This is a genomic window from Neobacillus sp. GCM10023253, from assembly GCF_042653105.1.
Taxonomy (GTDB): Bacteria; Bacillota; Bacilli; order Bacillales; family Cytobacillaceae; genus Neobacillus; species Neobacillus citreus.
This window is the reverse complement of the sequence record NZ_JBHSHV010000015.1, coordinates 154,695-167,923: the sequence shown is the minus strand read 5'-3', so window position 1 is coordinate 167,923 and position 13,229 is coordinate 154,695. Positions and strand designations below refer to the sequence as shown.

The 13,229-nt window shown below is 42.7% G+C and carries 11 protein-coding genes; 2 read left to right on the top strand and 9 right to left on the bottom strand.

The features are described 5' to 3' along the window. Window positions 1-18 precede the first annotated feature (18 nt). Window positions 19-1,179 (bottom strand): MGDG synthase family glycosyltransferase, encoded by a 1,161-nt coding sequence (locus ACFPA1_RS19420; RefSeq protein WP_241113676.1) that lies wholly within the window; start codon window positions 1,177-1,179, stop codon window positions 19-21. A gap of 237 nt (window positions 1,180-1,416) precedes the next feature. Between ACFPA1_RS19420 and ACFPA1_RS19415 the strand changes: the two genes are divergently transcribed. Together ACFPA1_RS19415 and ACFPA1_RS19410 are read left to right on the top strand one after the other, a co-directional pair. Then, the gene (locus ACFPA1_RS19415) at window positions 1,417-2,133 is read left to right on the top strand and encodes a response regulator transcription factor (RefSeq protein ID WP_213145485.1); all 717 of its coding nucleotides are present in this window, start codon (window positions 1,417-1,419) and stop codon (window positions 2,131-2,133) included. Then, window positions 2,123-3,739: a HAMP domain-containing sensor histidine kinase gene (locus ACFPA1_RS19410; protein ID WP_213145484.1), complete on the top strand. Its 1,617-nt coding sequence runs from the start codon at window positions 2,123-2,125 to the stop codon at window positions 3,737-3,739. The genes ACFPA1_RS19415 and ACFPA1_RS19410 overlap by 11 nt, the downstream gene beginning before the upstream one ends. Window positions 3,740-3,852: 113 nt before the next feature. Here the strand turns inward: ACFPA1_RS19410 and ACFPA1_RS19405 are convergent, their stop codons facing one another. From ACFPA1_RS19405 to fdhF, 8 genes are all read right to left on the bottom strand, one after another. After that, entirely contained in the window at window positions 3,853-6,024 is a 2,172-nt protein-coding gene (locus ACFPA1_RS19405) for a transglycosylase domain-containing protein (protein ID WP_213145483.1), read from the bottom strand. 125 nt (window positions 6,025-6,149) lie between these two features. Further along, complete coding sequence (locus tag ACFPA1_RS19400) at window positions 6,150-6,827, bottom strand: LrgB family protein (RefSeq protein ID WP_378584845.1); 678 nt, start codon at window positions 6,825-6,827, stop codon at window positions 6,150-6,152. After that, window positions 6,824-7,192 carry a CidA/LrgA family protein gene (locus ACFPA1_RS19395; protein ID WP_213145481.1) on the bottom strand — a complete coding sequence of 123 codons (369 nt, stop codon included), beginning with the start codon at window positions 7,190-7,192 and terminating at the stop codon, window positions 6,824-6,826. Before ACFPA1_RS19395 ends, ACFPA1_RS19400 begins: the two co-directional genes overlap by 4 nt. 139 nt (window positions 7,193-7,331) lie before the next feature. Beyond that, window positions 7,332-8,213: a LysR substrate-binding domain-containing protein gene (locus tag ACFPA1_RS19390; protein WP_213145480.1), complete on the bottom strand. Its 882-nt coding sequence runs from the start codon at window positions 8,211-8,213 to the stop codon at window positions 7,332-7,334. 109 nt (window positions 8,214-8,322) lie between these two features. Next, window positions 8,323-9,132 carry a formate dehydrogenase accessory sulfurtransferase FdhD gene (gene fdhD / locus ACFPA1_RS19385; RefSeq protein ID WP_213145479.1) on the bottom strand — a complete coding sequence of 270 codons (810 nt, stop codon included), beginning with the start codon at window positions 9,130-9,132 and terminating at the stop codon, window positions 8,323-8,325. Window positions 9,133-9,154: 22 nt separating this feature from the next. Next, the gene (locus ACFPA1_RS19380) at window positions 9,155-9,517 is read right to left on the bottom strand and encodes a DUF2294 domain-containing protein (protein ID WP_213145478.1); all 363 of its coding nucleotides are present in this window, start codon (window positions 9,515-9,517) and stop codon (window positions 9,155-9,157) included. Between the two features lie 96 nt (window positions 9,518-9,613). After that, window positions 9,614-10,093, bottom strand: coding sequence for a DUF1641 domain-containing protein (locus tag ACFPA1_RS19375; RefSeq protein ID WP_213145477.1), 480 nt, complete (start codon window positions 10,091-10,093; stop codon window positions 9,614-9,616). After that, window positions 10,093-13,065, bottom strand: coding sequence for a formate dehydrogenase subunit alpha (gene fdhF, locus ACFPA1_RS19370; protein WP_213145476.1), 2,973 nt, complete (start codon window positions 13,063-13,065; stop codon window positions 10,093-10,095). Before fdhF ends, ACFPA1_RS19375 begins: the two co-directional genes overlap by 1 nt. Window positions 13,066-13,229 lie beyond the last annotated feature (164 nt).

Sequence of the window (13,229 nt, the reverse complement as noted above, 5' to 3'; positions counted from 1 at the left end):
CACCTTCTTAGCAGCTAATCAACCCAATAGATAGATTAGATTCTGCAGGCTGCTATTGTTTTCTTTTGTTTTCTTAATCACTTCGGCTGATGCAAACGCAGATTCTTTCGGATGAAATCGTTTTGAATTCTCGCTCATCTGTTGAAGCAGGTCGTGATTGCTTAGTAATTTTGACAAATGCTTGCTTAAATCACGGTCCGTTTTAGCTTGAACTGCCACCCCTGCTTGAACTAAAAATCTGGCGTTATCCTGTTCTTGACCGGGGATTGGTTTATACAGAAGCATCGGTAATTCCATTGCAATGGCTTCAAACGTTGTGACTCCACCCGGCTTTGTAATCATTAAATCGGAAATAGCCATTAACTCATGAACGTAGTTAATATAACCAGTGAGATGGATACGATGCTTGGAATTCTTCAGTTTTTCCTTTAATTGCAAACGAAGCTTGTCGTTATGCCCACAAACAATGATTAATTGTACCGGATTCGGTAATGCATCAATCTCCTGTATGGTGGAATTTCCATCACCAATCATCCCGCAGCCGCCGCCCATGACTAATACTGTAGGAAGGTGCTGATCTAAATCATATTTTCGAAAAATTCCCTCCTGTTCGATGAACTGAGAAAATTGCTGCCGAATCGGAATTCCCGTATCGGCGATGCGATTTTCTTCAACTCCTAAACCAACCAGAGAATCACGGACCAGCTTAGAGCCAACAATATATTGATCCGTATAAGGATAAATCCAGCAGCTATGATTGGTATGGTCTGTAATAGCTGTGACGTTTGGAATATCAATTAAACCGAAGGATTTCAACTTGGACATCACTGCCGCTGCCAAAGGAAACGTACTGACTACAACAGTCGGTTTCACTTCCTCCATCAATGCTAACATCCGCCCAAGTCCGGTAGAGAAAATCGACTTCATCATTTTAGAAAAAGTGTTTGCCTTGCGTGTTTTTTGATAAATAAAACCATACAGCTGCGGGAATTTTTTCACACCTTGGAGGTAGAGAAACCTGCTCACTTGATTAGAATAAGGATGAACCCATTCCATAAAGTCAACAATCACCGGTTCTAAATCCGGATATCGAATCGCTATCGCTTCATGAAGCGCTTGAGCTACTTTAATATGTCCATCACCATAATTACCAGTTAATATTAAAATTTTATCTTTCATTCATCTCCACTCCTTTATATTGTTGAAGTGTTTTTGTTCTATAGGTCCAGGTGCCCAAATAAATCAGCTGGCCATCACACCAATAATGTTACAAAAAACTTCTTAAGGAAAAATGCGATTCCTTCTGAAGATTTTCTTAAGATATAAAGTACAACTTCAGAAATTCTTCAGAATTTCCATTGTTTTTTCTTAAGGGGAATGGAGTAAACTTTAGGAAGTTAGAAAGGAGAGGTTTACATGGCCCAAGAAACCATTCTCGTTATTGATGATGAAAAGGAAATTCGTGATTTAATCGGGATTTATCTTACGAATGAAGGTTATACCGTTTTAAAAGCAGCGGATGGGATCGAGGGATTACAGTACCTCGAGGAGAACAATGTTCATTTGGTTGTATTGGATATCATGATGCCGCGGCTGGATGGAATTCATGCCTGCATGAAAATAAGAGAAAGCAGAAATGTTCCGATCATAATGTTATCTGCGAAATCGCAGGATATGGATAAGATCATGGGGTTAACTACCGGAGCGGATGACTATGTCACAAAACCGTTTCAGCCTTTGGAATTAGTCGCAAGAATCAAGTCGCAGCTTCGTCGTTATCTTCGGTTAAATCAAACGGACGGAAGCCCACAAGCAACTACAGTCCAACAGCAGGATGTCATTTCGATTGATGAGCTAGTCATTAATATTCCAACACACGAGGTTAAAGTGGATGGGAAAGACATAAAGCTAACACCAAGGGAATTTGCCATTCTAGAGCTGTTGGCCCGCAATCCTGGAGTCGTGTTTAGTACCGAAAAAATCTATGAACAGGTATGGAATGAGCCGTTTTATGAATCGGAAAACACCGTCATGGTTCATATTCGAAATTTGCGCGAGAAACTGGAAAATAACCCGCGGAAACCACGGTATATTAAAACGGTTTGGGGGGTGGGCTATAAAATTGAACAATAAGAACCAGTCCCCTTCCTCGTATCGAAAAGGCAGTCATTCTGGAAAACTTGTCCATTTAGTAAAGACAAGCATTCGCATTCAGTTGATCATGGCATTTGCCTTTTGTTCGCTTGTTTCCTTATTTGTCGGTTTTGCCACAAGCCCCTTCTTTGTTAGCGAGGACCGCAGGCTCGATTTTACCGAAGGGGTTGTCACTATTGAGGAAAGTGCACGTGATTTGGTGAAACAATTCAACCAAATGAACCAGGATATCAACGAACTCGTAAGGGAATTAGGGGATCAAGATCCTGATTTTAAAAGTCAATTTCTTCAGCCTGCACCGCCTTCTGTGAAAGAAGAAAACGACTGGTTAATCGTCCCTTACAATGGGAAAGCTTTCTATCAAATAACCAAGAATGAATTAATCCAATATTTAATTAACACACTAAAGCAACAAAACAATCTCAAAGTATTGATTACGGATTCGGATGGTAAGGTTGTGTATAAATCAGCAGGAGCACATGATACTCAAGTAAATCTGTCCGAAGAAATGAAAAGTGCCAAAAAGACTCTTGGTGAAAAGATGCATGATGAGCAGCCCATTATTACAAGAATGTATCCAATTACCAATGCTGGCGGGAAAGGCTATTTAATTGTAAGCGGCGTCCCTAAAGCCACATCTGTTTATGAAAAAGAAACGGGAGTTACTCCATATTTGCTTGGACTTATCGCGTTTATTCTCTGTTATTATTTCATAACCAAACGAAAGATGAGGGAAATAGAGGAGATTGCGCTAGGTTTAACGGAAATCGCCAAGGGAAATTTACATTATCGGATACGGGAGAAAAGTCAAGATGAAGTAGGTTCGCTTGCAACCAACATTAATTACATGGCTTTTGAATTAACCGAAATGATGGAAAGGCAAAGACATACTGAAAAATTAAAGGATGAGCTGATCACCAATGTTTCCCATGATTTACGTACACCCCTAACTTCGATCATGGGCTATATGAGACTAGTAAAAGATCATCATTATATAAACCAGGCACAATTGGATGAATACGTTGATATCGCATATGGAAAATCAGAGCAATTAAAGAATTTAATCGAGAATTTATTCGATTTTACCCGTCTAACGTATGAAGGTATCCAGCTCAAAAGAGAAAAGGTTAGCCTAAACCAGATGCTCAGACAGCTAATGGATGAACTTGACCCGATCACTAAAGATCACGATGTCATGTTTAGCAGCACTCTCCCAAAAGAACCGATCCTGATGGAGGTCGATCCGAATCAAATGGTACGCGCGTTGGAAAATGTGTTAACGAATGCCATCAAATATAGCACCCCTCCTGGAAAAATTCATGTTCATTTGGTCAAAAATGAACGTTCTGTTCAGATTTCTGTTTCAAATCCATGTGATTCCCTTTCTGAGGAGGAGGTTGCTAGATTATTTGATCGTTTCTACCGGGTGGATCCCTCACGTTCCTCCAACAAGTCTGGGGCTGGATTAGGCTTAGCGATCACAAAAAGTATCATTGAATTGCATCAAGGAACCATTCGTGTTGAATATAAAAATCAAGTCATTCAAATTATCATCGAATTGCCTCTTGATGAGGAACATGAATAATGAAAGGATCGTTAATTGGGAACGGTCCTTTTTTATTGGCTTTTGAATTTACGTATTAAACAAAAAAGACTGCCGACTTAGTCGACAGCCCCGAAAATCCTTATAGTACAATCTTAATCTTCTTTATTTTTCCCTTTGCCATGCCCTTTTCCGTTCCCATTTCCTTTTTCCTTTTTCCATTCGTCCTTTTTATGCTTCTCTTTTCCATTTTTCCAGCCGTTTTCGAGTTCTGGCTTTTCTTTTTCAATCGGTTTCGGAGGTACTTCGGCGGAAGCGATACCTTTAATATACAGTTCGTTATTGACCTCATATACGCTGTTAGGCTGCTGGAAATTCGATGAATCCGTTCCAAATGATTGGATCATCGCTTTAAACATATATTGGGCAATTTTCGTCGTATTTCCAGCCTGATAGTTGCCAGGACCGTTTTGGGCATATCCGGTCCAGACTGCCATGGTGTATTGTGGTGTATATCCCGCGAACCAGCTGTCATTTGTCGCATTGTTTGGATATCCGTATTTCGCACGCGTCTGGGCATCAAAATTGGTTGTTCCTGTTTTTCCCGCAACATCCAAACCAGAGATATTGGCTGCTGTACCTGTTCCGGCATCGACGACAGTCCGTAACATATCCGTCACCATATAGGCCGTGTAATCCTGCATCACTCGCTTTGGTTTCTCGGCGAAATTTACCGTTGTGCCATCTGCCAAGACAACCTTTTGGACAAAATGCGGTTTATTGTAGATTCCGCCGTTTCCAAAGGCGCTGTAGGCACCTGCCATTGCTAGAGGGCTGACGGTATTGCTTCCGATTGCATAAGACTCATAGACTTGATTATTTTTAAATGTAATGCCAAGTTGTTCCGCAAAGTTCTTTGCTTTATCAAGTCCAACCTCTCGAAGTGTGAGAAGGGCTGGGATATTATAAGAGTTTTGCAGCGCGGAGCGGATAGTCAGCATTCCATGATATTGATGGTCCCAGTTAGAAATCTGCTGGCCGGTTGAATAGGTTGTCGGCTGGTCATTGATTAAATGGGCCGTAGACCACTTTAAATTTTCAATTGCAGGACCGTAATCCATAATCGGCTTAAAGGTGGAACCCGGCTGTCGATTAATGTCAACAGCCAAATTGTGGCCAAGAAAGTCGGCTTGGTAGTCGTTTCGGCCGCTGCCAATCGCCATGACTTCCCCCGTTTTTGTATTCATAAAAACGAACGCCCCCTGATACTTCTCATCCGGGTAAGCAATGATTTCATTCGTGTTCATCATTTTGTCGGCATAATCCTGTGCTTTCGGGTCTAGTGTCGTATAAATCGTTAACCCATCGGCACTGACGTCTACATCCTTAAGCTTTCCTTTGATCTCTTTTACCACTGCATCCAAAAATGCTTCATACGGCATTCCTTGCTGCTCACTTTTTGGTATAAGCCCTTCTGTAACTGGAACTTTTGAAGCTTCATCCATCTGTTTTTCCGTAATATAGCCATGCCGAAGCATCAAGCTTAAGACTAGATTTCGGCGGTCGGTAGCAGCTTCTTTGTTTTCCTGCTTGGTTGGGTCGTAATTATTGGGACTCTGCGGCAGTCCGGCTAGCATGGCCGCCTGGGCGAGAGTTAACTTTTTCAATTCGTTTGGCTCTAACCCGTAGTAGTTCTTTGCTGCGGCAGCCACTCCGTATGAGCGGTTGCCCAGGTAGATTTTGTTCAAATACATCATTAAGATTTCGTGCTTGGAATACTTATTCTCCAGCTGATACGCCAAATCCCATTCCTGCACCTTCCGTTTCAATGTTTTTTCGGGTGTCAAAAATGAGTTTTTAATGACCTGCTGCGTAATCGTACTCCCGCCCTGAGATCCGAAATCACCGGTTACATTGACAAAAATGGCTTTGGCCGTCCTTTTGATGTCAATGCCATGATGGTCATAAAAGCGGGAATCCTCCGTGGCAATGAACGCATTTTCCAGCACCTCCGGAATTTGCTCATACGAGATTTTTGTCCGCTTTTCTTTCCCGTATTCATAAATGAAGTTTCCATCTTTATCATAAAATTTCGTTGATAGAGGGTCGATTAATTTGGAGGCATCCAGTTCAGGTGTACCCTTCACCATCGATGCGAACGTGATTGCCCCTGCCCCGGTTGAAACAAGCCCTATTACCAAACAGACAATAAGCACTTTTCTTAACAACGACCCTTTTACGGGCAATTTTTTGCTTATTTGGCGGCTTTCCCTTGTGTTCTCCGCTTTCCTTCGTTCCTCACGAGATTGATAGTTTTCTTCTGTCATAATTCTTCTCTCCGATGATGCATGGGGACGGTTCTTCTGCTTCAGCAGCAGAAGAACCGTCCCCATGTTTTTTTTTTACATATAAACATATTCGTAAGGAATGCTCTCTTTATGGGGGATTTCCACTAAATCATCGCAGGTATCAGCAGTGCCCCCAACAGCAGGGTAATAAAGGCGGCGAAAATCATCGCCAGGGATGAAAAGGTAGCTTCCTGCTCCCCATATTCCAGCGCCTTACTCGTTCCGGCACCATGTGCACTCATTCCAAGCGCTAGACCTTTGGCAATCGGCGTCTGAATTGATAACCATTTGATAACAGAAGGGCCGACAACACCGCCAATCACGCCGGTCAAGATGACGAACACGGTTGTTAACGTTGGCAGTCCGCCAATCTCTTTGGAAACTTCAATGGCAAAGGGCGTTGTAATGGACCTTGGAAGAATTGACGTCATAAAATCATATTTCAAATGAATGATTTTTGATAAAGCAAATGTTGAAAAAATCGCCACCAGCGAACCCGTAATGGTACTGATAATGATGGTTCCCAAATATTTTTTGACTATCGGAAGATGCTTATAAATCGGTACCGCGAACGCAACTGTAGCTGGCCCGAGCATATGTGTCAGCCACTTCGTTGCATCCAAATATTGATTTGCGGACACATGCATGATTGAAATTAACACGATTAACAGAATTGGTGCAAGCAGTAAATGATGGAATAAAGGAAACGCCCATTTAGCATAGATTTTCTTGGATAACCGATAAATAAGGTAAGTTCCTACAATACAAATTACCATCATCATAGCTGCTCACTTCCTTTCCTTTTTGTTACTTTTTCTGCAATTAAGGCTGTCATTCCCATCACAATGATGGTGCTGACCCCAATCAATACGACGATTTCGGCCCCTTGAAAGCTGATAATTTCATCATAATTCACAATCCCTACTGCAGACGGTACGAAGAATAATAGCAGCTCTGCCAGCAGCCAATTTGCTCCTTTTTCAATCCATTCCAGCTTGATGATGTGAAGGCAAAGTGCCAAAAACAAAAGGAACAAGCCAAACATCGAAGCAGGTATCGGCAGTGGAACGATTTCTTTTAGTGCGGCTCCGAGAAATAAAAAGACATGTATGAATAATATCTGTAAAATAATAACCCCAATTTTCATCGTAAAAATCCTCTCCAAAAGAAGAAAAAGGAAATTCCTTCATGCTCCTTTAACTTCTCGATTTAAACTATAGAGTAATGTTACGACGAATTTTACCATTCGTAAAATACATATTTAGAATGGTTTTCATAACTCAAAGTTATAATGATTCATTCAAAATAAAGTCAATAAAGGTTCTTCCTGCACTGGAAATATAGCGGTCTTTTTTGGTAATGACGGCAAGCTTCCATAGGATGACTGGCCTGAGGGTAATGATTTTTAAATCCCTATTCATTAACCGATTGCAAATGGATTGTGGAAGAACGGTGATCCCCAGGTTGGCTGCCACCATTTCCGACATCAGGTCCCATTGCGTACTTTTAAATAAGATCTTCGGCTCAAAACCACCAGCTATAAAGAATTGATTCCTTAAGATCTGATTTAATGAAAATTCTTCATGGTAAAAGATAAATTCCTCATCTGCTAATTCCTTGATCTCTACTTGTTTACGGGCAGCAAGGTGATGGTCTTTGTGAACCACCAGCATCATTTCTTCCTCTACAATCGGGTAAACTTGAAAATCCTGCTCATCAATCGGCAGAACGGTAACACCAAGCTCAAATTCCCCTTCATCAACGCTCTTGACAACCCTCGCTCCACCGTACTCGGTAATATTTAATTTGATATTTGGAAATTCCTGATGAAACTTAGCCATCACTTTTGGAAAAAATAAACTTCCGATAAACGGCGGCAAGCCAATGTTAATTTCGCCTCTCTTCAAATCTGTCATATCATTTAATGTCGTGGTCATTTCATCAAGCAGGCCAGAAATTTTCTGGGCATATTCTAGCACCACATTCCCAGCGTCTGTGAGATTCGTTGTCTTATTGCTGCGGATAATCAAGGTCATGCCAAGCTCTTCTTCTAAAGCCATAATCGATTTACTCAAGGCAGGCTGTGAAATATGCACACTCTCCGCTGCCTTAGTAATACTTTTGTGCTTAGCTGCCTCCATAAAAAGATTTAATTGGCGTAACTCCATCAAAACACCCCATCTTAAGGATTCTTTAGAAGGATTTTAACATATCTGCAGTATTACCAATACGATTGAATAACAAAAATACCGCTTAGCAACGACTAGCGGTATCCCCTTATTTCGCTAATTCAGGTGTAATGATCCGTTCAGAGTTTGTATAAATATTTAAGGCATTATTCCGGATAAATCCAACCGTTGTAATCCCCAGTTCTTTAGCCAATCTTAATGCAAGTTCTGTTGGGGCCGATTTTGATAGAACCATGCCGCATCTAATTTTTGCTACTTTTAATAATACCTCCGAGGAAATGCGCCCACTAAAGGCAATCACTTTGTCTTCGATGGAAATATGATGCTTCAGACAGTAGCCGTAAATTTTATCCAAAGCATTATGTCTGCCAATGTCCGTCCGCGCTACAATAATGCCATTTCCATCACATAATGCGGCGTTATGGACACCGCCCGTATCTTGAAAAATGGTAGAGGATTCCTGCAGCATCTCCATCAGACGGAAGCAGTTGTCGACGGTCAGCACTTTGCTTTTCACTTCAATCGGCTTAACTGTTCTGGCATCATTATAAAAATAAAAACTCTGCCGGCTTTTCCCGCAGCACGATGTTACAATGCGCTTGGAGTGGAACATTTCATTCAACTTATTCACTCGATGTGTTGTTACGATTGCTTTCCCTAGTTTTTCAATCACTTGCAGTTCCTTTATATCCTCATAGCGGCCGATTATCCCCTCTGACGCCAAAAATCCGATGACAAGTTCCTCAATATCCTCCGGACTGCATACGAGGGTGGCAAATTCTTGGTCATTTAACATAATCGTGATCGGATATTCCGTCACAACCACATCCTCGACAAGCTGCACAACACCATTTTCATATCGCAGCACTTGGTTTGTTACCTGCATTTGCTGGTCCATTCTCCCTGTCTCCCTTGTTCCCTCATTTACCTTTTTGATCAATTGATTTATCAAAAACAAAAACAGTCATGGCGATATCTTCGTCAATATTAATATCGGAAAATAGCCGCAGCACTTTTGCTCCCATTAAGGTTTCAAACTTATCCACAACCTCTTGTCTCTTATAGATTTCCTTTACCAACTTGGTCCGAGCCTCATGAACGGTTTGTTTTCCTTGTTCAGAGTTAATCATAAACTTCTCTACATTCGTAAGGTTGCCTTTCATTTCACTAATCGCCCAGTTTTCCACGAATCGGGTGCTAATTTCTTTTGGGCCGTTTCCAACGTACTCTTTTCTGATTTCCCGAACCAGCATACTAAATTGGTGTTCTAAATTTTTACCCATTATCGACTTCCCCTTCATTTGTCGTTTCAGAATAGTTTTCGATTAAAACAGGGAAACCCCTTCTTTTTAAATCATCAAATGGGTTTCCCCCTCCTTTTAATCCTTTAAGCCTTCCCCGACACCCTTCAAGAGATTCAAACCAAAACCAATTGCTCGATTGATATCCGGATCGTTCAATACCTTCAATAAATCTAGTATACCTACTTTTGAATTAGACTGAAGCCCTTGATCTGCTTTTTCCAACCCTTTTGCAACGCCATTCATCAGTTTTTGTGTCATTTTGGGATCAAGCGTCGTCAAAGCGCCACCTGCTGCCATCGCATTATTGATGAGATTCGTGACAGGCTCTCGTGTCATTTGGCCAACCGCAATTTTTGCCACTGTCTCTTTGGCTTTGACGAGACTGTTCATGGCCTCTAAAATGCCGCTGTTGTGAAGCTCCTGCAACAGTTGAAGCGTATCCAGCAGGGAATCTTTATTTTGCGCAACCTCGGAGATAAGACTCTCCAAGGATTGCGCTTTTTGTTGCTCTTCTGTCAATTCTACCTTTTTAATGATTTTAATTGGCTGAGCCATTATGCGTTCCTCCTGTCATACAGGCCAGGCTGTACATATTCATTGACACTTGAAATTGGCACATAATCGCCGCGTTCCCATTTCCGGTAAATCTCGAGACCCAGCTGCGGCGTCCGTGTGGCGTTGCGCGGGTTGAATCTTGGAAGCGGATTTTCTCCCTTGATTTCCAGCACTTCCATTCGCACTTTCGTTTGTTTATATGCAGGTGTATGGGTCACGACATCGACTGCCCCGCCCGTCAGTAAATTAACCGCACTCTCATGACTGGAGGAGTGCATTGGAACATATACAGTTTTTCCTTCCACACGGTCTGTGACGAGAACTGGCAGACGAATCGCACCATACGGTGAAACAAGGCGGACAAGCGTGCCATCCTTCACCCCGCGCTCTTTGGCAAGCTCAGGTGAAACCTCGACAAAGACTTTCGGGAACTTGTACTGAAGCCCCTCAGATTTATGCGTTAGGTTCCCTTCATGGAAATGTTCCAGCAAACGCCCGTTATCAAGCGACAAGTCGAACTCAGCCGGGAATTCCACCGGAGGTACATAGTCAAACAAACCAAACCGAGCCTTCTTGTCAGGGAAGTTAAAGCCGTTCAGATAAAGAACAGGTGTGTCAGTCCCGTCCGGCGATCCCCATGTAAAGCTGTTCCAGCCTTCAAGAACGTCGTAATTACAATGTGTAAAAAATGGATTTAAGCCAGCCATTTCAGAAAAAATCTCACTTGGATGCGTGTAGTTCCAGTTAAAGCCCATGCGGTTCGCAACCTGCATGAGGATCCACCAGTCAGGCTTGCTGTCGCCTGTTGTTTCTAGCGCCTTATACAAACGCTGGACTCGGCGCTCTGTATTGGTGAACGTCCCGTCTTTTTCAAGGGAAGGCACCCCTGGTAAAATCACATCAGCAAATTGAGCCGTTGTCGTTAAGAAGATTTCTTGAACCACAAGGAAATCAAGCTTCGCAAGCATCGCTTGTGTATGGTTGGAATCAGCATCCACCCAGGCCATATCCTCACCGACAATATACATGCCTTTTAATTCGCCTTTATCAATTGCTTCAAGCATTTCGATATTATCGAGCCCCGGCTGTGCTGGCAGTGTTACTCCATAAGCCTTTTCAAATTTGGTACGAACCTCGTCATTAGCTACTTGCTGATACCCTGGGTAAATATTTGGCATGGTTCCCATGTCACTTGCACCTTGGACGTTGTTATGACCACGGAGTGGGAATGCCCCTGCATTACGGCGCATCATGTTTCCTGTTGCAAGAAGAAGGTTGGCAATGGCAACAGATGTATGCGAACCAGCGATGTTTTGCGTGACGCCCATTCCCCAGCAAATGGCGGTCCCGTCGGCTTCATGAATCATTTCAGCGATTTGGATTAATGCCTCTTGCGAGATGTCAGTCATTCTTTCTGCTTCTTCGAGCGTATAAGGAGTAATCATATTTAAGAATTCATCATAATGGTTGACATGCTTTTGAATGAACGCTTCATCATGCCAGCCTTGGTCAATGATGTATTTTGTTACAGCAGACAGCCATACATAATCCGTCCCTTGTCTTGGACGCACAAACAAATCAGCGCGATCGGCCATTTCATGTTTGCGGACATCGATGGTGATTAGCTTTTGTCCGTGAAGCTTATGCGCACGCTTAATCCGTGTGGCAAGAACAGGGTGTCCCTCTGCCGGAGCACAGCCTACTAAAATGACTAGTCCCGCGCCCGCGATGTCTTGAATCGTTGCGGAATCACCACCAATGCCGCCGGTTTGCTGCAAGCCCCAAGAAGCAGGAGATTGGCAGTAACGGGAGCAGTTGTCCACGTTGTTAGTGCCGAATACCTGCCGGCTTAATTTTTGAATCAAGTAATTCTCTTCATTCGTGATTTTTGAAGAAGCAATAAATCCAAGTGCATCGCTGCCGTACGTATCTTTAATGCCGCCCAATTTTTCTGCCACAAGATCTAAGGCTTCATCCCAAGAGGCTTCAACAAACACATCGCCCTTGCGGATTAAAGGAGTGGTAATCCGTTCTTTTGAATTAACAAAATCCCAGCCGAATTTCCCTTTTACACATGTAGATACACTGTTGACTGGTGCATTTTCGGATGGTTCAATTTTTAAAATCTCATGATCTTTTGTCCACACTTCAAATGAGCAGCCTACGCCGCAGAAGGTACAAACCGTTTTTGTTTTCTCAATGCGTGTTTCTCGCATGGCAGCTTCGACTTCGGAAACAGCAAAGATGGTTTGGTAATCCGGCTCTACCGCTTTGACAAGGTCAATCATTGGTGTCAGTAAATCATCTTCAATTCCTGTCATGAATCCAGCATTACCTAACATGGATTTTTCCATTAAGGCATTACATGGACAAACCGTGACACACTGACCGCAGGAAACGCAGGAGGATTCATTGATGCTTTTACCGCCATCCCATAATACACGTGGCTGCTGGGTCTCCCAGTCAATCGTCAATGTTTCATTGACCTGCAGGTCTTGGCAGGTTTCCACACAGCGTCCGCACAAAATACATTGGTCCGGGTCGTAGCGATAAAATGGATGAGACATATCCACTTCATACCCCTTAGAGCGGTGCGGACGTGTTTGATGCTCGACTCCCATCATTTCCGCTGTATTATGGACACGGCAATTGCCATTGTTGTTGTCGCAGACCGTACAGTATAATAAGTGGTTTTCCAGAATCCGATCCATCGCTTCTTCCTGGGCCTTTTTCGCCACTTCAGACGCGGTCAGGATATTCATTCCTTCCTCCACGATAGTCGAACAGGCCCTCATAATGCTGCCGTTCACCTCACACATACAGGTATCACAGCTTTGGACTGGCCCAAGAATTTCTGAATAACAAACATGTGGATGCTGGATATCTTGTGAAATAAGGTAATCCAAGATTCGCGTTCCCGCCTCAATCTCACGGGCGGTTCCATTAATAAACACATTCACTTTTTCCGACAAAATACGTCCCTCCTAAACATAAAGAAAACTCGCCGACTGGTGAGCCCCTAAGGGCGAAGACAGAGGCGCAGTTGCACTTATGCGTTAAGAAAGTATAAATTTTGAAAAAAATTTATACTTTCTTATTAGCCAAAAAACCCCCATAAAACAGTTGCTATACCTAA

Coding starts and splice junctions, on each gene's coding strand:
- ACFPA1_RS19420 (WP_241113676.1), bottom strand. CDS start 1,179: ATGAAAGATAAAATTTTAATATTAACTGGTAATTATGGTGATGGACAT.
- ACFPA1_RS19415 (WP_213145485.1), top strand. CDS start 1,417: ATGGCCCAAGAAACCATTCTCGTTATTGATGATGAAAAGGAAATTCGT.
- ACFPA1_RS19405 (WP_213145483.1), bottom strand. CDS start 6,024: ATGACAGAAGAAAACTATCAATCTCGTGAGGAACGAAGGAAAGCGGAG.
- ACFPA1_RS19400 (WP_378584845.1), bottom strand. CDS start 6,827: ATGATGATGGTAATTTGTATTGTAGGAACTTACCTTATTTATCGGTTA.
- ACFPA1_RS19395 (WP_213145481.1), bottom strand. CDS start 7,192: ATGAAAATTGGGGTTATTATTTTACAGATATTATTCATACATGTCTTT.
- ACFPA1_RS19390 (WP_213145480.1), bottom strand. CDS start 8,213: ATGGAGTTACGCCAATTAAATCTTTTTATGGAGGCAGCTAAGCACAAA.
- fdhD (WP_213145479.1), bottom strand. CDS start 9,132: ATGGACCAGCAAATGCAGGTAACAAACCAAGTGCTGCGATATGAAAAT.
- ACFPA1_RS19380 (WP_213145478.1), bottom strand. CDS start 9,517: ATGGGTAAAAATTTAGAACACCAATTTAGTATGCTGGTTCGGGAAATC.
- ACFPA1_RS19375 (WP_213145477.1), bottom strand. CDS start 10,093: ATGGCTCAGCCAATTAAAATCATTAAAAAGGTAGAATTGACAGAAGAG.